Source organism: Halomonas rhizosphaerae (genome assembly GCF_030012485.1).
GTDB lineage: Bacteria > Pseudomonadota > Gammaproteobacteria > Pseudomonadales > Halomonadaceae > Halomonas > Halomonas rhizosphaerae.
In genome coordinates this window covers 262,944-284,158 of record NZ_JASCQQ010000027.1, presented here as the reverse complement: position 1 = coordinate 284,158, position 21,215 = coordinate 262,944, and the positions used below count along the sequence as shown (strand labels likewise).

Below are 21,215 nucleotides of genomic sequence, written 5' to 3'. Positions count from 1 at the left end.
TGGACGCCATCGGACTGACCTGGATCAAGGCGCCCTCGGCGGCCGTCAGTCGCGGAAGTTGTCGAACTGCAGTGGCAGGTCGGGGCCGCCCTCCCCGCGCAGCAGGGCCATGACGGCCTGGAGGTCATCGCGCTTCTTGCCGGTGACCCGGACCTTCTCGCCCTGGATCTGGGCCTGGACCTTCAGCTTGCTCTCCTTGATGCGCTTGACGACGTCCTTGGCCTCCTTCTGGTCGAGCCCCTGCTTGAGGGTCACCTCCTGGCGGGCGCGGACCCCGGAGAGCACCGGCTCCTGGACGTCCATGCAGCGGGCGTCGATGCCGCGCGCGATGAGCTTGTTGCGCAGCACGTCGAGCATCTGCTTGAGCTGGAAATCGACCTCGGCCTCGAGGGACACGGTCTCGCCGTTGAGCTCGAAGCTCGCGGTCACCCCCTTGAAATCGAAACGGGTCTGAATCTCCCGGTTGGCCTGATCCACGGCATTGCTGGCTTCGTGCTTGTCGAACTCGGAAACGATGTCGAAGGAGGGCATGGGCATGTCCTGGTGGAGAGTTGGTGGCTGGTGAAGAAGCCGAATGGCGCGATTCTATCAGCCTTCGCGGACCTGCGCGGCCTCCTCAACGGGCAGCAGCGGCTTGGCCATCTGCCAGCCCGCACAGCCGTCCTCGTAGTAGTCGCCCAGCCAGCGCTCCGGGCGAAAGCCCATCCGCTGGTAGAGTCCCAGCGCCACGCGGTTGTCGGCACGCACCTCGAGGCCCAGCACCTCGGCATCCCGCGCCAGCGCCTCCGCTTCCAGGGCCTCCAGCAGCCGCCGGCCCAGCCCACTGCCGCGCGCATCGGGATGCACGCAGAAGGAGTAGAGCCGGGCACGACGGGTGCCGCGACGAAACAGCAGGGTACCGTAGCCCAGCAGCCTCGGGAGACCGCCGTCGGAAGCCCCACGCTCGGCGACCAGCGTCAGGGCATGCGCGCGGTTGAGCAGGTGCCAGAGCTGACGGCGACTGAAGCGGTCGCCGGTGAAGGCCACCTGCTCCAGGCGGTAGAGTGCATCCAGGTCGCGACCGAGGGCCTGGCGCAGGGTGACGGTCATCTCGAATCTCCAGAAATCTCGGCACGATTGTGATCATGGCCAATATCGCTGTCACCGGCGTTGACCATGAAATCTTTTCACCCGAACGCCGACTTGTCCGGGAGCGGGCTCAGGAGCATGCTGGCCGCATTCCGGCGGCACCCCGCCGCCCAGCACGGAAGCCCCACCATGTGCCCGCTGCGCATCGTCGTCGACCGACTGGAAGACTGGCGGCCCTACTATCCCTCCGAGGACCTGATCACCGCGGACGACTTCCTCGCCCAGGACCGGCAACACCGTATCGCCGACGACCAGGATCGCACCACCCATGTGATCAACCTGTGCAGCGAATTCGATTACCTGGGCACGGGCTACTATGTCTCGCTGCTGGCCCAGGCGCGGGGGCAGCGGGTATTGCCCGCGGTCGAGACCCTCAACGCCCTCGGGCGCAAGGCCCTGGTCGACCTTCAGCTCGATGGCCTGGCCCCGCTGCTCGGTGACCTGGCCCGCCAGGGCTCGCTGCCCGGCGACCAGCTGACCCTGCGGGTGCTGTTCGGCGAATGCCGGGAGCCGTGCCTGGCACGGCTGGCGCGCCGGCTCTTCGAGCGACTGCCCTGCCCGTTGCTCGAGGCGCGCCTGGTGCGGCGCCACGAGGTGTGGCGACTGTCGCGCCTGCGGCCACTGCGCCTGCGCGACCTGGCGCCGGAAGAGCAGGACCTGTTCGCCACGGCCCTCAATCGCCACTCCCGCAAGGTATGGCGCACGCCCAAGGCACGCCGCCGCTACCGCTTCGACCTGGCGATCCTGGTCGACCCGCAGGAGGCCCTGCCCCCCAGCAACCGCGGCGCGCTGAAGGCCTTCATCCGCGCCGGGCGCAAGCTCGGCATCGATGTCTCGCTGGTCACCCGCAAGGATGCCGGCCGGCTCGCCGAGTTCGACGCCCTGTTCATCCGCGAGACGACCGCGCTCGACCACCACACCTACCGCATGGCCCGGCGGGCGGAACACGAGGGGCTGGTGGTGATCGATGCTCCCCGGGACATCCTGCGCTGTACCAACAAGGTCTACCTGCACGCCCTGCTGCGGGCCCGCGGCGTTCCGGCGCCGCAGGGGGTCCTGCTCAAGCGCGGCGACCGCCGCCCGCTGGACGAACGGGTCGCCGGCCTCGGCTTCCCGCTGGTGCTGAAGATTCCCGACGGCGCCTTCTCCCGGGGCATCGTCAAGGTCGAATCGACGGAGCAGCTCGAACGCGAGGCCAGCCGGCTGTTCGCCACCTCGGCCCTGCTGCTGCTCCAGGAGTGGCTGCCCACCGAGTACGACTGGCGGATCGGCGTGCTCGACGGCCAGGTGCTCTTCGCCAGCCGCTACTACATGGCCCGCGGCCACTGGCAGATCTACGATCACTCCGGTGCCCGGGTGAAGAGCGGCGGCTTCACCACCCATGACCCCGCCGAGGTCCCGGCGGCAGTGATCAAGGCGGCGCTCAAGGCCACCCGGCTGATCGGCGACGGCTTCTACGGCGTGGATCTCAAGCAGGCCGGTGATCGGGTGGTGGTGATCGAGGTCAACGACAACCCCAACGTGGATGCCGGCATCGAGGACGCCGTGCTCGGTCGCGCGCTCTACGAGCGCATCATGACGGTCTTCCTGGCACGCATGGAGGCCCGGGTGCGCGAACAGGCGTGAGCCACAGGAGGCTGACGCCCGCCCGGTTCTGGCGTATGCTGTCGCTTTCCTTGACAAGCCTTGTACAAACCATGGAGCCCCGATGAGCGATCGCGACACCCGCCACCAGCAGGCCATGCAGAAACTCAAGTCTCGCGTCGACGAGAAGGTCGCCGAGGCCACCGAGCAGCGCGGGCTGCTGCTGGTCTTCACCGGCAACGGCAAGGGCAAGACCACCGCCGCCTGGGGCACCGTGACCCGAGCCCTGGGCTACGGCTACAAGGTCGGCGTGGTCCAGTTCATCAAGGGGCTCTGGGAGTGCGGCGAGCGCGAGCGGCTGGTCGAGGACCCCAACCTCGAGGTCGCCATCATGGCCACCGGCTTCACCTGGGACACCCAGAACCGCGAGGCTGACACCCGGGCCTGCCGCGAGGTATGGGCCGAGGCCGAGCGGATGCTCGCCGACCCGGACGTCTACCTGGTGGTGCTCGACGAGATCACCTACATGCTCAAGTTCGGCTACCTGGATATCGCCACCGTCAAGCAAGCGCTGATGAGTCGCCCCGCCGAGCAGACGGTGATCATCACCGGGCGCAATGCCCACCGGGAGCTGACCGCCACGGCGGATACCGTCACTGAGATGCAGGAGGTTCGCCACGCCTTCAATAGCGGGCTCCAGGCCCGCCGCGGCATCGACTACTAATCCCTTTATTTTCAACAGTTTAGTCAGCTTTCTGCCACGACCGTCGTCGCCAGGCAACACTTAACCGACTGATTTTAAAGGCTTGCCTTCCCCTCCCCGATAACCGTCCCTTGATGGCGACGGTTATCCCTTCCGCTGCCTCGGCCGAACGCGGTGACCTCGCCGCAGGCCGACCATAACCCATTGATCATGAAAACTTAGCCAAGACTGGCATGGACCTTGCTTACTGAATCGACCGAAAAGGAGAAGGTTCGTGGCCGCCCTGGGAGGGCGGCCACTCCGGTCATCGAGCAAGGAGACAGCGATCATGAGAATCACCATCTTCGGTTCCGGCTATGTGGGCCTGGTCACCGGCGCCTGCCTGGCCGATGTCGGCCATGACGTGATGTGCGTCGACGTTGATGCGGACAAGGTGGCCCGGCTCGAGGCCGGCGAGGTGCCGATCTACGAACCCGGGCTGGAGAGCCTGATCCGCCAGAACCGGGCAGCCGGTCGCCTGCACTTCACCACCGATGCCGAGCAGGCGGTGGCCTTCGGCGTGCTGCAGTTCATCGCCGTGGGCACCCCCTCGGACGAGGACGGCAGTGCCGACCTGCGTCACGTGCTCAAGGTCGCCGAGACCATCGGCCGCCACATGGACGGCTACCGCATCATCGTCGACAAGTCGACGGTGCCGGTCGGCACCGCCAGTCGGGTGGAGCGGGCCATCGCCGCCGAACTCGACCGCCGCGGGGCCGCACTGGACTTCGATGTCTGCTCCAACCCCGAATTCCTCAAGGAGGGCGCGGCCATCGAGGACTTCTCCAAGGGCGCGCGGATCGTGGTCGGGACGGACTCGGAGCGGGTCAGGAGCGCCATGCGCGAATGCTATGCCCCCTACAGCCGCCAGAAGGACAAGTTGATGTTCATGGGGGTGCGCAGCGCCGAGCTGACCAAGTATGCCGCCAACGCCATGCTCGCCACCAAGATCAGCTTCATCAACGAGATCGCCAACCTCTCCGAGCGGCTGGGCGCCGACATCGAGGAGGTGCGCCACGGCATCGGCAGCGATCCGCGCATCGGCTACCACTTCATTTATCCGGGCTGTGGCTATGGCGGCTCCTGCTTCCCCAAGGACGTCAAGGCGCTGGCGCATACCGCCGAGGAGATCGGCCATCCCGCCGAGATGATCGCCGCCGTGGAGCGCGTCAACGCGCGTCAGAAGAGCCGCCTGTTCGAGATGCTCTGCCAGGCCTTCAACGGCCAGCTCGCCGGCAAGACCATCGCGCTATGGGGGCTGGCCTTCAAGCCCAACACCGACGACATGCGCGAGGCCCCCAGCCGGGCGCTGATGGAGGCCCTGTGGGAGGCCGGTGCCCGGGTCCAGGCCTTTGATCCCGAAGCCGCCGGGGAGTGTCGCCGGATCTACGGCGAGCGCGACGACCTGAGGCTGGCCAGCCAGCGCAACGAGGCCCTGGAGGGCGCCGATGCCCTGGTGATCTGTACCGAGTGGAAGGCCTTTCGCACCGTGGATTTCGCCCAGCTGCGCGACTCGCTCGCCTCGCCGGTGCTGGTCGACGGCCGCAACCTCTTCCACCCCGAGACCGTCAAGGCCGCGGGCCTCGCCTACTACGCCATCGGCCGGGGGGACTCCGTACGTCCCGTGCTCGCCTGAGGGGAGTCGAGATGTCGAATACACCTGCCGATCGCTCCGTCGCCAGCAAGGTGACGGAGGTCGCGACCTTCATCCTCGGGATCGCCCTGCTGATCGTGGTGATCGACGGGCTGCCGCTGGATGTCTTCTCCACCGAGTCGAAGAGCTTCTTCTTCGCCATCGGTGCGGTGGGCATATGGCGCTACACCTGGTGGCTGATCCAGGCACTACGTTCGGTCTGGTACAACCGTCGGATCTTCCCGCGCCTGCGGGCCGAGGCCGATGCCGCGGGGGAGCAGGGGCTCCCCCCGGAGCTCTATGTGCTCTGCACCTCCTTTCGCATCGAGTCAGAGGTCAGCTTCCAGGTCTACGACGCCCTGGTGCGCGAGGTCGCCGACTATGGCGTGCCCACCACCATCTTCGCCTCGCTGTCGGACCGCACCGATGTGGACGTCATCACCCACGTCATGGACGACAACGGCTGGCCGGAGAACATCGAGCTGCGCTACATGTTCCAGAAGGGTGATGGCAAGCGCTCGGCGATGGCCGAGGTGCTGCGCGCCATCTCGCGGCGCATGCCGGCGCCGGGCGCCCTGCTGGTCTCGATGGATGGTGACATCCGACTGGAGCCGGGCACCCTGTCACGCTCGCTGTCGTTCTTCAGCGTCCAGGAGGACCTGGGCGCCCTGACCACCAACAACAGCGCCATCGTCACCGGGGGCGACGCCACCAAGGAGTGGTACGACATCCGCTATGCCCAGCGCCATCTGGTGATGAGCTCGATGTCGGTCTCCCGGCGCCTGCTGGTGCTGACCGGGCGCTACAGCGCCTTCCGGGCCGACCTGGCCACCCAGCCCGGCTTCATCGAGCTGGTGGAGAACGACCACGTCGACCACTGGCGCTTCGGCACCTTCAAGTTCCTCTCCGGTGACGACAAGTCGACCTGGTACTGGCTGCTGAAGAACGGCTGGCGGATGCTCTACATCCCGGACGTGCACGTCTCGGGCTTCGAGGAGCTGCCCGACCGCAAGCGCTTCTTCAAGTCGACCACCGACCTGATGCGCCGCTGGTACGGCAACATGCTGCGCACCAGCAATCGGGCCATCGCCCTGGGGCCGCGGCCCATGGGCCTGTTCACCTGGTGGAGCCTGGTCGACCAGCGGCTCTCCATGTGGACCACGCTGATCGGCCCCACGGTGGCCATCCTGGTGACCCTGTTCATCCGCCCCTCGTTCATCTTCGCCTACGCCCTGTGGATCCTCTTCACCCGCGGCATCGTCACGTTGATCCTGGCCTGGCAGCACGGGCGATTCAGCCTGCTGTGGGTGCCCCTGATCTACTACAACCAGGTGTGGGGGGCCCTGCTCAAGACCTATGTCAGCTTCCGCTTCAACCGCCAGAAGTGGTCGCGCCAGGGCATCTCCGCGGGCGAACCCAACGACCCGGTGGCCGTGAAGCGCCAGCGGCGCATGGGCCATGTGCTGCACGGCTTCGCCTACGGTGTGCTGCTCTACGTGCTGATACTCGCCACCGGCGTCCTGCAGCCCCCCGACCGGACCTCGCTGTCCATCCTGACCGGTGGCGGCACCACCCAGGAACAGTCGCGGGTGGACGACCGCTGGCTGTCGCTGGCCATCGCCGATGCCCCGGAGGGGGGCAGCGTGCAGCTGCCGGCCGGTGACTTCCGCCTCGACGATGACCTGCTGGACGCGCTCGACAGCCTCGACCGCCCCCGAGCCGGCCACCTGCTGGGCGCCGCCCAGGACACCACCCGCCTGATCGTCACGCCCGAACTGGCCCGCCACCTGCGCGACTCCCGCGGCCGCCCCATCGCCGAGGCGGCGGCCTGCCCGCAGCCCGCCGGCTGCACCCTGGAGCTGGAGCACCACTCGATGCGCTTCAAGGACCTGCAGATCCAGGTGGAAACCGGCAGTTCCGGCGACGCCGTGGCGTCGGTCAAACAACAGAGCAAGGAGAACGCAACGGATGTCTGACCATCATTCCGACATGAACGGCATCGAGCGCAACGAGCCGACCCTGGGCCCGGGCGCCCCCCGCGGCGCGGGCCCTGCCGACGGCCCATCGGGCCATCATCAGGCCCCGGGGGAACGGATCCACCACGAGCGGCGCGACGAGAGGCGTTTCATCCGCGTCTCGCCGCCCTTCCGCGTCCGCTTCGAGGACGGCCAGGAACTCCCCGGTGCCGATGTCTCGGTGGGCGGCTTCGCCGTTCGCACCTCGCGTCCGCTGCGCCCGGGAGAGCGCCTCTCGGCCTCCCTGCTGCTGACCGTCGGGGCCACCGAGCTGATCGTGCCCGTACGCGCCGAGTGTCGCCATGCCACCGCCGATGCCGACGGGCGCCATCACGTCAACGGCTTCGAGATCACCGATATCGATCCCCCCCACCGCGAGCTGCTGCGTCAGGTGGTTCGCAGCTGCCTGACCGGGCGCCAGGCCAGTATCGAGTCGCTGATGGAGGGCGAGGATCCGCAGACGCCGCGCAAGCGCAAGGCGGCCCAGTCCACGCCCCTGCCACCGTCCCGTCCGCCCAAGCCGCGGGGACGCTATGTGCTGCTGTTCACCGCCATCGCGATCCTCGCCATCGCGGCCGCGGCCACGGCCTACCGCAACTTCATGCTGATCGAGCCGAGCTTCGCCGCGGTCACCGCGCCACGGATCGACATCCGCGCCCCGGGACCCGGCATCCTCGAGGCCCACGACCTGCAGGCCGGTGACCGGATCGAGCGCGACCAGGAACTGACCAGCATCGCCAACAGCGACCTGGAGTCGGAGCTGATCCTCTCCGAGGCCTCGCTGAAGTATAACGAGCAGCTCATCGCGAACCTGCAGGAGCATCTCGAGTCGGCGGGTGGCGGTCAGGTCAGCATCGCCAGCTCCGCGCGTCCCGAGAGCGGCGATGCCATGAACTTCGAGACGGTGTCGCCGGAGATTGCCCAGGCCCGCATCGAGCAGTTCGAGACGGCACGCGACCTGGAGAGCTCGCGCATCACCGCCCTTGAGGCCCGCCAGTCCAGCAACGACATCTACAGCCCGTGCGACTGCCTGGTGGCCTGGGCCCTGAGCAGCGCCGACGGCACCTATGTCAACGAGAGCGAGCGGATCATGACCCTGATCCGCACCGGCGAGGACGATGTCATGGTCGAGGCGCTGGTCCACATGGACGACATCGGCCGCATCGAACCCAACCAGACGGCCTATGTCTCGCTGCCCAACGCCTCGACCCCGATCCGTGCCCGGGTGCGCAACGTGGCGCTGGACGTCGAGCGTCAGCCGCGTGCCGGCTTCCCCAGTTGGGTCCGCCAGCAGCAGAACGTGGCCAGCGTGCTGCTGGTGCCCGAGAAGACCCTGCCGGCCGAGAGCGTCGGCAAGCCGGTGGACGTGCGCTTCACGGAGGCCCCGCTGCTGGGCGCCACCGCCGAGTGGGTCTGGCAGGGCATGCGCGGCGTGATCCAGTTCGGTGAGCGCGTCTATCGTGCCGCCACCCAGGAGGACGAGCAACGCGAAGCGGGGTGATCCCCGCCCGCCTCCGCCGCGACGCCACGGCGACGCGGCCCTTCGTCAAGGAGACACCATGAGCATGGAACTATCCCGTACCCGCCGCCACGCCCTTGCCTTTTCGGCCCTGCTGACGGGCCTCGCGTCGACGAGCACCCCGGCGAAGGACGGCCAGGAGCCGACCCTCTCCTATCCGCGGGTGGAGCCCTGCTCGCAGCGCTACTCGCCGGTGGCCACACCACAGCCGGACCTCGCCGCCGAGGATGCCCGGGAGGGCGTCCGCCAGGGCTTCGGCACCACCCGCGACTGGGGCGTCGACGACAACGTCGACCTGCTCGACGCCGGCGCCACGGGCCTCGACGAGCCCGGCCTGCGTGTCCACTACCCCGAGGGCACCTCCTCCCCCGGCGACGCGAAGGAGGGGGGCGCCGGCTTCTATGCCGACCCGGCGGGCCTGGACGGGGCCGAACGGGCCTGCCTGACCTATCAGGTGCGCTTCGAACCGGGGTTCGACTTCGTCAAGGGCGGGAAGCTGCCGGGCCTCTACGGCGGCGAGGCCCCCAGCGGCGGCGACGAGGTCGACGGCGAGAGCGGCTTCTCGATGCGCTTCATGTGGCGCGAGGCCGGCCAGGGCGAGCTCTACGAATACGTGGCCAGCCAGGACGAGAAGTTCGGCGCCTCCGTAGGCCGTGGGCTGTGGAGCTTCCCCACCGGCGAGTGGGTCACCATCGAGCAGGAACTGGTGCTCAACACGCCGGGGGAGGCCGACGGCCTGGCCCGGGTGTGGATCAATGGCGTGCCGGTGCTCGAGCAGAGCGAGATCGTCTACCGCACCACCGAGGAAGTGACCATCGATGGCCTGATGTTCTCGACCTTCTTCGGCGGCAACGGCAAGGAATGGCGCACGCCCGTCGACCAGCATGCCGACTTCGCCGCCTTTCGCTTCTACGCCCCCTCGACCTGAGCCGGGCGCGTCCCGTATCGACAAGGAGTCCCCCTGCCATGCCCCATGCCCGTCCCCGACTGATCCATCGGCCGCTCAACACTGCCCTGGCCCTGCTGCTCGCCGGGCTGTCGAGCGGCGCGGGCGCCCAGGAGATCCTCACCATCGAGGAGCGCGAGGCACTGGACCTCTCGGACTATCGCGTCACCGCCCCCGATGCGGGCTACTTCGACGTGGCGGCACGCATGGAGGAGCTCGCGTCCACCGACAATGCCATCCTGCTCCAGGAGATCGACGACCTCGCCCAGGGACCAAGCTGCCAGCAGATGATGGCGTACGAGCCCATCACTACCCACCTGCGGGTCCCCGGCTACTACCCCAACCCGGAGGCATGGGAGCTCGCCTCGGAGCCGCTGTTCCAGTTCGAGGACAACGTCTCGATGCTGGCCGGCAGCTTCGTCGCCAGCGGCGATGACTATTATGCCGAGTGCCTGGTCCGCTTCCTGGATCACTGGGCACAGCAGGAGGCCCTGACCGACTTCTATTACGACTCCCTCGAGCCCCAGGCCTGGTTCGCCACCGAGTCGATGATCTTCGCCGCCGCCATGGCCTATGCCAACGTGCGCCCCTTCGTCGAGGGCATGGAGGAGGAGCGTGAGCGCGTGGAGGCGTGGCTCAACGGCCTGGCCCACCAGCACGCCGACATCCCCGGCGGCGAGGGCAACAGCTGCTGCAACAACCACTTCTACCGCCGGGCGCTCTACGCCAGCATGGTCGGCGTGCTGACCGAGGATGACGAGCTGTTCCGCTTCGGGGTCAGCGCCATCCATGCCGCCCTGCACGACATGACCCAGGAAGGCGCCTTCCCGCTTGAGGTCTCCCGGGGGCGTCGCGCCACCCACTACCAGAACTATGGCCTGCTCTACCTGATCACCAACATGCAGGTCATCGCGCGGCAGGGCTACGACATCTTCGAGCTGGAGATCGACGGCCACACCATCCATGACGCCATCGACTTCCTGTTCGCGATCCTCGACGATCCGGCCGCCCTCGGCGACTACGCCCCCCTCGAGCAGTACACCGGCTTCCTCAAGGATCCCCAGTACTTCACCTGGATGGAGGTCTATCTCGAACGCTTCGACGATCCCCGCGTCGAGGACTTCATCCGCCGGGTACGCCCTCTCTACAACCGCAGTGCCGGCGGCTACATGACCCTCTACTTCATGGATCCCGAGGCACAGCAGCATGTCGTCCTCGACGAGGAGAAGCAGGAGACCACCGCCTTCAAGGGGCTGGGTCAGGAGTGATGCCCCGATGTCAGCCGTCATTCACCGATCACCGCGAGGCCCGAACACCATGAACACTACCCCTACCGACCTCACTGTCCTCCCGCATGCCAGTGGGCTGCGCCTGATGGCCTCGGCCGGCCTGCTGGTGCTGCTCGCGGGGTGCGCCACGACCGACAGCGCCCCCCAGGCCACCTCGCCCCTGCCCGAGCGCTACCAGGCCTGGTTCGAGGACGGCCAGCCGCGCAACCTCGAGTGGATGCACAAGCAGACCGTCGAGAAGGCCGACGAGGCGGCGGCCGCCGGCAACCCACGAGAGGCGATCCGGCTGCTCACCTCCCTGACCGATCAGGGCTTTCCCCAGGCGCACTACGAACTGGGCAAGCTCTACGACCAGGGCGAGGCCATGGAGCGAGACCCGGCCCGCGCGGCCGAGCACTACGCCCGGGCGGTGCGCACCCCCTCCTACGTTCGCGGCCATGCCGCGCTCAACCTGGCGAAGCTCTATCGCGAGGGAGACGGCGTCGAGCGCAACGACCTGCTAGCCTACCACCTGCTGCGCCTGGCCCTTGAGGAGGAGGTGGACCGCGACGAGCGGGTGATGCTGGCCGAGCTGCTGCGGGAAGGCGGCGACGGGGTGTCGGCCGACCCCGAACAGGCGGCCAGGCTCTATGCCATCGAGGCCGAGCAGGGCCAGGAGGAGGCGCTCAGGGCGCTGGCCGAGGCCCATGCCCCCGGCGGCTGGCTCGACGAGAGGCCCGAACGCGCCATGGACCACGCCCAGCGCTACGCCGAGGCGCTGCAGAAGCGCGCCGCGGCCGGCGAGACCGATGCCATGCGCCGCCTGGCGGGCCTGCATGCCCCCGACGGCCTGCTCGGCGACCAGCCCGAGCAGCGCCTGCACTGGCTGCGCCAGGCGGCCGAGGCCGGTGACGAGGATGCGCTGGGCAATGCCGGGGGCGCCCTGCTGGACGCCGGAGAGACCCGGCAAGGCATCGCGATGCTCGAGGAGGCAGCCAGGAACGGCGATGTCGATGCCATGACCAAGCTGGGCGGGTTCCTGGTCGACCGCCGCCCCGGCGAGGCGCGTCAGTGGCTGACCCGGGCCGCGGAACAGGGCTCCACGGATGCCCGGGTACACCTGGGCCGCCTGCTGATCGAGGGCGAGGATCCCCGCCGCGGCGTGGCCCAGCTCGAGGAGGCAGCGGCGCAGGACCATCCCCTGGCCCTCGCCTCGCTGGGCGACTTCTACATGAATGACGAGCTCTCCCCCAGCCAGCCCTTCATCGCCGTCGACTATCTCGAACGCGCCCATGAACTGGGCCATCCCTGGGCCACCCAGCAGCTGGGCGAGGCCTATCTGAGGGGCCGCGGGGTGACCGCCGATCCCCGGCGGGCCGAGACGCTGCTGCGCCAGGCGGCCGACCAGGGGCAGAGCGGCGCCCTGGGGCTGCTCGGCCAGGCCTATCTGGAGGGCGAGACACTGCCGCTCCACCCCAGCCGTGGCGAGCAGCTGCTGCAGGCGGCGGCAGACGCCGGCGAGACCTCCGCGATGACCGCGCTTGGCGAGGCCTATCTGGAGGGCCCGCTCGAAGCCCGGCCGGAGCGGGGCGTGCAACTGCTGCAGCAGGCCGCGCAGCAGGGCGACGGCTACGCCATGGTGGTGCTCGGCCGTGCCTACCGCAAGGGCGAGGGCGGCCTCCCCCGGGACCTGGACAAGGCCAGCCAATGGCTGACCCGTGCCCGGGAGGCGGGCCACGACGCCGCCGACGAGGCGATGACCCGCGTCAACCGCGACCGCGGGGCCCAGGGCGACATCCGGGCCCTGATCGAGGCCGCCGAGGATGGTCACCCCGGCGCCATGGCCGACCTGGGGCGCGCCTTCCTCGAGGGCCAGGGCGTGCAGCAGAACCGCGAGCACGCCCGGAACTGGCTCACCCGCGCCGCCAATGCCGGCCACAACGGGGCCCGGGCGGAGCTCGGCGAGATGCTCCTCGACAGCGACCCTGAGCGGGCCATGACGCTGCTGCGCACCGCCGCCGATGCCGGGAACCAGGGGGCCCGGCTGACCCTGGGACGCGCCTACCTGGAGGGCGAGCATGTCGCCGCCGACCCCGAGCAGGGCATCGCCTACCTGCGCCCCTCGGCCGAGGCCGGCAACCCCTATGCCGCCCAGCTGCTGGGCCAGGCCTACCTGGCCGGCAATGGCGTCGAGGCCGACCCCCAGAAGGCCGAGCAGTGGCTGAACCGCGCCGTGGAGAGCGGCGACCTCTCCGCCCGCGCCAGTCTGGGCCGCGTGCTGCTGCGCGGCGAGAACGGCGTGCCCCGCGACGGCGAACGCGGCCGGGGCCTGCTCGAGGAGGCCGCCGACCAGGGCCACGCCGGGGCCATGGCCACCCTGGGACGGGAGTACATCCGCGGCGAGAACCTCGAGCAGGATGTCCGCCAGGGGGCCGACTACCTGCTGAAGGCGGCCGAGCAGGGCCACCCCAGCGCCCGCCTGGCGCTGGCCAAGGCCTATCTGGCGGCCAACGGACTGGAGAACGCCAGCCGCGAACAGGCCCTGGTGTGGCTGGATGGCGTGATGGAGGGCGACAGCGGCATGGCGCTGGAGACCCTCCACGAGCTGCTCTCCGACGAGAGTGCCGCCGAGGCCCTGAAGGTGGCCGCGGCCGACTGATCCGCTGTCGCTGCCCGCAACGCGAAGGCCGGCCCCCGAGGGGGCCGGCCTTCGCGTTTTCCGGACATGCGATGCGGCGGTCAGCCGTCGAAGGGGTTTCGCAGCACGATGGTCTCGTTGCGGTCCGGCCCGGTGGAGATGATGTCGATGGAGGTCCCCACCTTCTCCTCCAGGAAGCTGATATAGGCGCGCGCATTGGCCGGCAGATCCTCGACGCGACGCGCCCCCAGGGTGGACTCGCTCCAGCCCGGCAGGTCCTCGTAGAGCGGCTCGATGGCTTCATAGCCCTCGGAGTCCACTGGGGTGTCGAGCACCTCGCCATCCTTGCTGCGATAGCCCACGCAGACGCGGATGTTCTCCAGGCCGTCGAGCACATCGAGCTTGGTCAGGCAGATGCCCGAGACGGAGTTGATCTGCACGGCGTGACGCAGGGCCACGGCATCGAACCAGCCACAGCGCCGCGCGCGACCGGTGGTGGCCCCGAACTCGTGGCCCTTCTCGGCCAGGTGACGGCCGTGGTCATCGAACAGCTCGGTCGGGAAGGGCCCGGAGCCGACACGCGTGGTGTAGGCCTTGGTGATGCCCAGCACATAGTCCAGGTAGAGGGGGCCGACGCCGGAGCCGGTGGCGGTGCCGCCGGCGGTGGTGTTGGAGCTGGTCACGAAGGGATAGGTGCCGTGGTCGATATCGAGCAGCGAGCCCTGGGCCCCCTCGAACAGGATGTTCTCGTCGGCGCGCCGCATCTCGTGGACCAGGCTCACGGTATCGCAGACCATGGGGCGCAGTTCCTCGGCCATGGCCATCGCCTGGTCGAGCACCTGCTGGAAGTCCACCGGCTTCTCGCCGTGGTACTGGGTCAGCACGAAATTATGGTAATCGAGCACCTCGCCGAGCTTGGAGGCGAAGCGCTCGCGGTGGAGCAGGTCGCCGAGGCGCAGGCCACGACGCGCTACCTTGTCCTCGTAGGCCGGGCCGATGCCGCGGCCGGTGGTGCCGATCTTGGCGATGCCGCGGGCCTTCTCGCGGGCCTGGTCAAGGCGCACGTGGTACGGCAGGATCAGCGGGCAGGCCGGCGACAGGCGCAGGCGCTCGCGCACCGGCACGCCCTTGCTCTCGAGCTCGCGGATCTCCTCCATCAGCGCCTCGGGCGACAGCACCACGCCGTTGCCGATCACGCAGATCTTGTCGTTGCGCAGGATGCCCGAGGGGATCAGGTGCAGGACGGTCTTCTCGCCGTCGATGACCAGGGTATGACCGGCGTTGTGCCCACCCTGGAAGCGCACCACCGCCGACGCGGATTCGGTGAGCAGGTCGACCACCTTGCCCTTCCCTTCGTCACCCCACTGGGTGCCCAGTACGACTACATTCTTGCCCATTGTGCTCTCGTCTCTCGTTGCGGCACCGCGCCCGTGGAAAGGCCCAGGGCCGAGGTCATTGACCGCGGGCCCTCAGGCCCGGTCCTGTGAAGTCTCCAGGAGGCGTGGCTCCCAGCGACCATCGATATGTTCCAGCCGGCGATCGCAGCGGTGTTCCGCCGGGCCGGTACGCTGTCCGGGCAGCGCCTGGACGACCCGTTCGCCCCGCTGGCGAAGAGCCTGCAGGACCTCGGCCAGCCCCTCCCCTTCGGCCGGGGCCCAGATGCCGTGCGGTTCGGGCTCCGCGGGGGCCAGGGTGGCCAGCAGCTTGAGGTCCATGGAGAAGCCGGTGGCCGGCCGGGCGCGGCCGAAGGCGCGGCCGGTGTCGTCGTAGCGCCCTCCCTTGGCCAGCGCCTGGCCGTAGTGCGGCACGTAGGCGGCGAACATCATGCCGGTGTGGTACTGGTAGCCCCGCAGCTCGGCCAGGTCGAAGTAGGGTTCGACCCCGGGGTACTCGGCGAGCACCCCGTCGACCATGGCGCGCAGCTGGTCCAGCGCCGCGCCCACGGGCTGCGGGGCCTCCTCGAAGGCCTCACGGGCCGCCTCCAGCACCTCGAGCCCACCGTGCAGGTCGCCCAGGGCGCGAAACATCGCCGCCAGCCCCGGATCGCGCACGCTCTCCTCGACCCGCGCCGCCAGCTCGCCCGGCGACTTGAGGGCCAGGGCGGCGAACATCGCGCGCTCCTGGTCGGCGTCGAGCCCCGCGGCCTGCACCAGGCTACGGTAGATGCCGATATGGCCTAGCGCCAGATGGATCTCCGTCGCTCCGGCGGTCTCGAGGCTCGCCAGGGCCAGGCGCAGGATCTCCAGGTCGGCCTCCAGGCCGGCGTGGCCGAACAGCTCCACGCCGACCTGCACCGGGCTGCGACCGCCCTGATGCTGGTCGGCCTTGGCACGCAGCACGTTGGTGCAGTAGCAGAGCCGCACCGGCCCCTGGCGGCGCAGGGAGTGGGCATCCATGCGCGCCACCTGGGGCGTGACATCGGCGCTCACGCCCATCATGCGGCCGGTCATCTGATCGGTCAGCTTGAAGGTCTGCAGATCGAGGTCGGTACCGGTGCCGGTGAGCAGGGAGTCCAGGAACTCCACCGGCGGGGGCATCACCTGGTCGTAGCCCCAGCGGTGGTAGAGGTCGAGCAACGCACGGCGCAGCTCCTCCATGCGACTGGCCTGGGGCGGCAGTACCTCGTCCATGCCGTCGGGGAGCAGCCAGCGGTCAGCGATGGTCATGTCGTTCATCCTGCAAGACGATGGTTGGCCTGCGGCGATGCCCGAGTCGCGCGAGGTGTGCTGGCGAACGGGAGCGCCGGGAATGGAGAGGCCACAAAAAAACCGGGCCACGCCCGGTTCAAGGATTCTACCACGTTTGCGGACCGGTTGAACCCCGGCCGGCGGGCGGCGCACCGCCCGCCGGGGGGCGTCACTCTTCGCCCGCGCCCTGAGGGCTCTTGAGGTACTGGAAGAAGTCGCTGGAGGGGTCCAGCACAAGCATGTTGTCGTCACCCTCGAAGCTGTCGCGATAGGCGTTGAGGCTGCGCCAGAAGCTGAAGAATTCCTCGTCCTTGCCGTAGGCCTCGGAGAAGATCGCCGCGGCTTCGGCGTCACCCTCACCGCGCAGGGTCTCGGAGCGGGCACGGGCCTGGGCCAGCAGCACCTGGCGGCGGCGGTCGGCGTTGGCGCGGATGCGCTCGGCCTCCTCCTGGCCCTGGGCACGCCATTCACGGGCCTCGCGCTCACGCTCGGAGCGCATGCGCTCGTAGACCGCCGAGGAGACATCCTCGGGCAGGTCGATACGCTTGACCCGGATGTCGCGAACCGCCACGCCAAGCTCCTCGCGCATCAGCTCGTCGAGGTCCTCGGTGGGGCCGGTCATCAGGTCATCGCGGCGTTCGGCGATGATCTGCTGCAGGTTCAGGCGGCCGAACTCGTTACGCAGGCTCTCGTCGACCCGCGGCTGGATCAGTCGACTGGCCATCAGTTCGTCGCCCGCCGTGGCCTCGTAGTAACGGGTCGGATTGACCACCTGCCACTGGACGTAGGAGTCGACGATTACCGCCTTCTGTTCCAGGGTCAGGTAACGGCTGGGGTCGGTATCCAGCGTCAGCAGGCGAGTATCGAAGGTACGCACCGTCTGGGTGATCGGCACCTTGAAGTGCAGCCCGGGCTGGATGTTCTCCTCGATGACCTCGCCGAAGCGCAACTTGACCGCGCGCTCGGTCTCGTCGACCACGTAAAGGCTGTTGCTGGCAAGCCAGGCCACGGCGGCCAGGCCACCGACGATGAGCAGGGAACGATTATTGATCATTTAGCGGCCCTCCCTGCGGATTCCACTGTTGCTGCTGTTGCTGCTGCTCGACGACTGGCTGGAGCGCATGCGCTCGAGCACGCGGGGATCCAGCTCGCCCTCCTCGCCTTCTCTGGCCTCCCTGCCGGCACTGCCGCCGCCGGGGCGCTGATCGAGGGGCAGGTACAACAGCGGGCTGTCGTCGGCCACATCGACCATGACCTTCGAGGTATTGGTAAACACCTCGCTGATGGCGTCGAGGTAGAGGCGCTCGCGCATGATCGACGGGTTATCCTCGTACTGGCCGAGCAGCGCGTTGAAGCGGCTGGCCTGGCCCCCGGCCTCGGCGACCACGGATTCGCGATAGCCCTGGCCCTGCTCGACGAGACGCTGGGCCTGGCCCTGGGCCTCGGGGATGATGGAGTTGGCGTAGGCGATGCCCTGGTTGATGGTGCGCTGGCGGTCCTCGCGGGCCCGGATGACGTCGTCGAAGGCATCCTGCACCGCATCGGGCGGCGCCGTGGACTCGACGTTGAGCGTCTGCAGCAGGATCCCGGTGCCGTAGCTGTCCAGGTAGGACTGCAGGCGACTGGCCACCGAGCTGCCGAGGATCTCGCGACCGGACGTCAGGATGTCGATCATGTCGGTTCCGCCGACCACGTGGCGCAACGCCGAGTCAAGGGCGTTCTCGAGGCTGAGCTCGGGGTCGCGAACGTTGAGCACGTAGCTACGGGGGTCGGCAACCTGATACTGGGCCGACATCTCGACGGAGACGATGTTCTCGTCCTGGGTCAGCATCGACTGGGTCTGGGTGACCGAGCGTACACGGGTCACGTTGACCATCCGCACGTCATCGATCAGCGGAGGGTGCCACTGCAGACCGGGCGTGACGACCTCCTGGAACTCGCCGAAGCGCAGCACCACCCCGCGCTCGGACTGGTCGACCAGATAGAAGCCGGAGGCCGCCCAGATGGCCAGGGCGACCACGATCAGCAGGCCCGGCAGGGTGAAGGCGTTGCGCGGCTTGCCACCGCCGCCCTTGCCGCCGGAGCCGCCCTTCTTGCCCCCACGGCCACCCAGCATGCTGTTGAGCTTGTCCTGAAACTTCTTCAGGGCCTCGTCGAGGTCGGGCGGCCCCTGATTGCCGCCGCCCTTGCCCCCGCCGCCACTGCCACCGCGGCCACCCCCGCTCCAGGGGTCGTGCTGGTTGCCACCACCAGGCTCATTCCAGGCCATACGTCGTCTCCACTATGCGTTGCATCCCGCCACCAGGCGTGCCGGCGACGGACATCGGTTGCGATCCTGCGGGTATCGCCCGGCGCAGCCCGGCGTCCCTGTCATCGTGTTGTGGCTGCTGGCCTGCCCGCCAGCGGACCGGCCTCCTCGCGTCACGCCTCCCATACCGGCGGCGCCTGCAGGGCTGTCGGCAGGTAGTCGTCGGCGCGCTCGCCCAGTCGCGCCATCAGCTGCAGGAAATCGCGCCGTGGCAGGCGCACCTCCAGCAGGGTATGCCCCTCGTCATCGAAGCGCTCCCCGCGCACCGCACCGAGGTCGTGCAGTCCGGCCCGCAGCCTGCCCTGTTCCGGGGCCAGGCAGAGCTCGAAGTCGATGATGTCATCGGCCAGACACTCCGAGAGCGCCTGCGCCAGCAGCTCGAGCCCCTTGCCATCGCGGGCCGAGAGCCAGACCACCTCGGGCCTGCCCTCTCCGTCGCGCTCGATGCGCGGTGCGCTGTCGAGCAGGTCGATCTTGTTCATCACCTTGAGGGTCGGCACCTCGAGGGCACCGATCTCGTCGAGCACCGCCTCGACCTGAGCGACGTTGAGCTCGCGGTCAGGGTCGGCGGCATCGATCACGTGCACCAGCAGCGAGGCCTCGGCGGCCTCCTGCAGGGTGGCGCGGAAGGCCTCGACCAGCTTGTGGGGCAGGTGACGGATGAAGCCCACGGTGTCGGCGAGCACGACCGGCCCCACGTCCTCGATCTCGAGGCGACGCAGCGTCGGGTCGAGGGTAGCGAAGAGCTGGTCGGCCGCATAGACCCTGGCGGACGTCAGGGCGTTGAAGAGCGTGGACTTGCCGGCGTTGGTGTAGCCCACCAGCGAGACGCTGGGGATCTCCGCCCGGGAACGGGCCCGACGATTCTGGCTGCGCTGGCTGCGCACCTTGTCGAGCCGCTTGTGGATCGCCTTGATGCGCGCCCGCAGCAGGCGGCGGTCGGTCTCGAGCTGGGTCTCGCCCGGGCCCCGCAGGCCGATGCCGCCCTTCTGACGCTCCAGGTGGGTCCAGCCGCGCACCAGTCGGGTCGACATGTACTCGAGCTGGGCAAGCTCGACCTGCAGCTTGCCCTCATGGGTCCGGGCGCGCTGGGCGAAGATGTCGAGGATCAGGCCGGTACGGTCGATCACCCGGCACTTGAGCTCGCGCTCCAGGTTGCGCTCCTGGGAGGGGCTCAGGCCATGGTTGAAGATCACCAGCTCGGCGTGATGCACGGCCTTTGCCTCGCGCAGCTCCTCGAGCTTGCCCGACCCCACGAAGGTGCGGGAGTCGGGGCGCTTGCGACTGCCGGTGATCAGGGTGGCCGGCTCCGCGCCGGCCGAGCGCACGAGTTCGAGGAACTCACCCGCGTCCTCGCGCTCCTGCTCGTCCTGGAAATCCACATGGACAAGGATCGCCGTCTCGCCGGCGTCGGGACGTTCAAAAAACAATCAATACCTCACGCATCAGGGTCCGGCTGCGCATCCGGGGCCGGCAGGCGCACGTTGCGCGACGGCACCACGGTGGAGATGGCGTGCTTGTAGACCATCTGGCTGACGGTGTTGCGCAGCAGGATGACGAACTGGTCGAAGGACTCGATCTGGCCCTGCAGCTTGATGCCGTTGACCAGGAAAATCGATACCGGAATGCGCTCCTTGCGCAGGATGTTCAGGTACGGGTCTTGAAGGGACTGCCCTTTGGACATGTTGCTCTCCCTGAAGTGTCTCTGGGGGTTGATGTTATGTCGGTCTTCGTCGCTCCCGCCAGGGGGCAACGCTGGATACCCTGAGGGGCCTGTTCACCCGGCCACCGAAAGGCCCATCTTACGCTAAGTGCCGAATTCGCGCACCAGTTTCAATACCTCGGCCAAGGGGTCGGGGCCCAGGCTGTCGACCCAGTGCAGCCCCGGCCAGCTGCGCATCCAGGTCAGCTGGCGCTTGGCCAGCTGGCGGGTCGCGATGATCCCGCGCCGTGAGAACTCGTCACGCCCGAACTCGCCCTCGAGGCAGGCCCATGCCTGACGATAACCCACGCTCTTCATGGAGGGCAGTGAGGCAGCGAGGTCGCCGCGCGCCCTCAGGGCCGCCACCTCGTCGATGAAACCGGCATCGAGCATCGCCATGAAGCGCTGCGCGATACGCGCATGGAGCACGCCACGATCGGCCGGCGCGAGGCCTATCGACAGCGAGCGCCAGGGAAAGGTTTCACGGCGCTGCTCGCCCCACAGCTCGCTGAGGGAGCGGCCCGCCAGCCGGTAAACCTCCAGCGCCCGTATCAGTCGCTGGGGATCATTGGGATGGATCCGCGCCGCCGAGACCGGATCGACCCGGGCCAGCTCCTCGTGCAGTGCGGCCAGGCCATGACGCGCCACCCTGTGCGCCAGCTCGGCGCGCACCGCCGGGTCCGAGGCGGGCAGGTTGGCCACCCCCTCGAGCAGGTGCTTGAAGTACATCATGGTGCCGCCCACCAGCAGCGGGACCCGGCCGGCGTCGCTGATCCGGCGCATCTCGCGCAGGGCGTCCCCGCGGAAGTCGGCGGCAGAATAGGGCTCGGCCGGGTCGCGGATGTCGATCAGCCGGTGCGGTGCCCGGGCCAGCTCCTCGGGCGAGGGCTTGGCGCTGCCGATGTCCATGCCGCGGTAGACCATGGCCGAATCGACGCTGACCAGCTCGCAGCCCAGCCGCTCGTGGAGAGCAATGGCCAGGTCGGTCTTGCCGGCGGCGGTGGGCCCCATCAGCAGGATGGCGGGGGGACGCGTATCGATCATG

Annotated in this window: 17 protein-coding genes; 8 read left to right on the top strand and 9 right to left on the bottom strand. The window is 68.7% G+C overall.

What is annotated here, in order from left to right; translation table 11 throughout:
* Positions 1-45: 45 nt before the first annotated feature.
* Both QLQ86_RS12655 and QLQ86_RS12650 read right to left on the bottom strand, forming a co-directional pair.
* Positions 46-531, bottom strand: coding sequence for a YajQ family cyclic di-GMP-binding protein (locus tag QLQ86_RS12655; protein WP_282734765.1), 486 nt, complete (start codon positions 529-531; stop codon positions 46-48).
* Between the two features lie 57 nt (positions 532-588).
* Positions 589-1,089, bottom strand: coding sequence for a GNAT family N-acetyltransferase (locus QLQ86_RS12650; protein WP_282817180.1), 501 nt, complete (start codon positions 1,087-1,089; stop codon positions 589-591).
* Positions 1,090-1,257: 168 nt separating this feature from the next.
* Here QLQ86_RS12650 and QLQ86_RS12645 point away from each other — a divergent pair, with 168 nt between their 5' ends.
* From QLQ86_RS12645 to QLQ86_RS12610, 8 genes are all read left to right on the top strand, one after another.
* Entirely contained in the window at positions 1,258-2,754 is a 1,497-nt protein-coding gene (locus QLQ86_RS12645; protein ID WP_282734964.1) for a RimK family protein, read from the top strand.
* A gap of 82 nt (positions 2,755-2,836) precedes the next feature.
* The gene (gene cobO, locus QLQ86_RS12640) at positions 2,837-3,436 is read left to right on the top strand and encodes a cob(I)yrinic acid a,c-diamide adenosyltransferase (RefSeq protein ID WP_282734767.1); all 600 of its coding nucleotides are present in this window, start codon (positions 2,837-2,839) and stop codon (positions 3,434-3,436) included.
* A gap of 307 nt (positions 3,437-3,743) precedes the next feature.
* Positions 3,744-5,090 carry a UDP-glucose dehydrogenase family protein gene (locus QLQ86_RS12635; protein WP_282734768.1) on the top strand — a complete coding sequence of 449 codons (1,347 nt, stop codon included), beginning with the start codon at positions 3,744-3,746 and terminating at the stop codon, positions 5,088-5,090.
* A gap of 11 nt (positions 5,091-5,101) precedes the next feature.
* Positions 5,102-7,063 carry a glycosyltransferase gene (locus QLQ86_RS12630; RefSeq protein ID WP_282734769.1) on the top strand — a complete coding sequence of 654 codons (1,962 nt, stop codon included), beginning with the start codon at positions 5,102-5,104 and terminating at the stop codon, positions 7,061-7,063.
* Positions 7,056-8,603 carry an alginate biosynthesis protein Alg44 gene (locus QLQ86_RS12625; protein ID WP_282734770.1) on the top strand — a complete coding sequence of 516 codons (1,548 nt, stop codon included), beginning with the start codon at positions 7,056-7,058 and terminating at the stop codon, positions 8,601-8,603. Before QLQ86_RS12630 ends, QLQ86_RS12625 begins: the two co-directional genes overlap by 8 nt.
* A gap of 58 nt (positions 8,604-8,661) precedes the next feature.
* Positions 8,662-9,549: a polysaccharide lyase gene (locus QLQ86_RS12620; RefSeq protein WP_282734771.1), complete on the top strand. Its 888-nt coding sequence runs from the start codon at positions 8,662-8,664 to the stop codon at positions 9,547-9,549.
* A 38-nt stretch (positions 9,550-9,587) separates the two neighbouring features.
* On the top strand, positions 9,588-10,835 hold the full coding sequence (locus QLQ86_RS12615) for an alginate lyase family protein (protein WP_282817179.1): 1,248 nt from the start codon (positions 9,588-9,590) through the stop codon (positions 10,833-10,835).
* A 49-nt stretch (positions 10,836-10,884) separates the two neighbouring features.
* Positions 10,885-13,494, top strand: coding sequence for a tetratricopeptide repeat protein (locus QLQ86_RS12610; RefSeq protein WP_282817178.1), 2,610 nt, complete (start codon positions 10,885-10,887; stop codon positions 13,492-13,494).
* Positions 13,495-13,574: 80 nt separating this feature from the next.
* On the opposite strand, the gene QLQ86_RS12605 is transcribed toward QLQ86_RS12610, so the two are convergent.
* From QLQ86_RS12605 to miaA, 7 genes are all read right to left on the bottom strand, one after another.
* A complete protein-coding gene (locus QLQ86_RS12605) occupies positions 13,575-14,870 on the bottom strand; it encodes an adenylosuccinate synthase (RefSeq protein WP_282817177.1) in 1,296 nt (431 codons plus the stop codon).
* 72 nt (positions 14,871-14,942) lie between these two features.
* On the bottom strand, positions 14,943-16,139 hold the full coding sequence (locus QLQ86_RS12600) for an ATP phosphoribosyltransferase regulatory subunit (RefSeq protein WP_282817176.1): 1,197 nt from the start codon (positions 16,137-16,139) through the stop codon (positions 14,943-14,945).
* Positions 16,140-16,329: 190 nt separating this feature from the next.
* Positions 16,330-17,214, bottom strand: coding sequence for a protease modulator HflC (gene hflC, locus QLQ86_RS12595; protein WP_282734776.1), 885 nt, complete (start codon positions 17,212-17,214; stop codon positions 16,330-16,332).
* Entirely contained in the window at positions 17,215-18,429 is a 1,215-nt protein-coding gene (gene hflK, locus QLQ86_RS12590) for an FtsH protease activity modulator HflK (RefSeq protein ID WP_282734777.1), read from the bottom strand.
* Positions 18,430-18,581: 152 nt separating this feature from the next.
* A complete protein-coding gene (gene hflX / locus QLQ86_RS12585) occupies positions 18,582-19,898 on the bottom strand; it encodes a ribosome rescue GTPase HflX (RefSeq protein ID WP_282734778.1) in 1,317 nt (438 codons plus the stop codon).
* A gap of 8 nt (positions 19,899-19,906) precedes the next feature.
* Positions 19,907-20,152, bottom strand: a complete 246-nt coding sequence (gene hfq, locus QLQ86_RS12580; protein WP_106229908.1) for an RNA chaperone Hfq — start codon at positions 20,150-20,152, stop codon at positions 19,907-19,909.
* A gap of 123 nt (positions 20,153-20,275) precedes the next feature.
* The gene (gene miaA, locus QLQ86_RS12575; RefSeq protein WP_282734779.1) at positions 20,276-21,214 is read right to left on the bottom strand and encodes a tRNA (adenosine(37)-N6)-dimethylallyltransferase MiaA; all 939 of its coding nucleotides are present in this window, start codon (positions 21,212-21,214) and stop codon (positions 20,276-20,278) included.
* Position 21,215 lies beyond the last annotated feature (1 nt).

Bases quoted from the DNA above. Each gene is read 5' to 3' on its own strand.
- QLQ86_RS12655 (WP_282734765.1), bottom strand. From the start codon at position 531: ATGCCCTCCTTCGACATCGTTTCCGAGTTCGACAAGCACGAAGCCAGC.
- QLQ86_RS12650 (WP_282817180.1), bottom strand. From the start codon at position 1,089: ATGACCGTCACCCTGCGCCAGGCCCTCGGTCGCGACCTGGATGCACTC.
- QLQ86_RS12645 (WP_282734964.1), top strand. From the start codon at position 1,258: ATGTGCCCGCTGCGCATCGTCGTCGACCGACTGGAAGACTGGCGGCCC.
- cobO (WP_282734767.1), top strand. From the start codon at position 2,837: ATGAGCGATCGCGACACCCGCCACCAGCAGGCCATGCAGAAACTCAAG.
- QLQ86_RS12635 (WP_282734768.1), top strand. From the start codon at position 3,744: ATGAGAATCACCATCTTCGGTTCCGGCTATGTGGGCCTGGTCACCGGC.
- QLQ86_RS12630 (WP_282734769.1), top strand. From the start codon at position 5,102: ATGTCGAATACACCTGCCGATCGCTCCGTCGCCAGCAAGGTGACGGAG.
- QLQ86_RS12625 (WP_282734770.1), top strand. From the start codon at position 7,056: ATGTCTGACCATCATTCCGACATGAACGGCATCGAGCGCAACGAGCCG.
- QLQ86_RS12620 (WP_282734771.1), top strand. From the start codon at position 8,662: ATGAGCATGGAACTATCCCGTACCCGCCGCCACGCCCTTGCCTTTTCG.
- QLQ86_RS12615 (WP_282817179.1), top strand. From the start codon at position 9,588: ATGCCCCATGCCCGTCCCCGACTGATCCATCGGCCGCTCAACACTGCC.
- QLQ86_RS12610 (WP_282817178.1), top strand. From the start codon at position 10,885: ATGAACACTACCCCTACCGACCTCACTGTCCTCCCGCATGCCAGTGGG.
- QLQ86_RS12605 (WP_282817177.1), bottom strand. From the start codon at position 14,870: ATGGGCAAGAATGTAGTCGTACTGGGCACCCAGTGGGGTGACGAAGGG.
- QLQ86_RS12600 (WP_282817176.1), bottom strand. From the start codon at position 16,139: ATGACCATCGCTGACCGCTGGCTGCTCCCCGACGGCATGGACGAGGTA.
- hflC (WP_282734776.1), bottom strand. From the start codon at position 17,214: ATGATCAATAATCGTTCCCTGCTCATCGTCGGTGGCCTGGCCGCCGTG.
- hflK (WP_282734777.1), bottom strand. From the start codon at position 18,429: ATGGCCTGGAATGAGCCTGGTGGTGGCAACCAGCACGACCCCTGGAGC.
- hfq (WP_106229908.1), bottom strand. From the start codon at position 20,152: ATGTCCAAAGGGCAGTCCCTTCAAGACCCGTACCTGAACATCCTGCGC.
- miaA (WP_282734779.1), bottom strand. From the start codon at position 21,214: ATGATCGATACGCGTCCCCCCGCCATCCTGCTGATGGGGCCCACCGCC.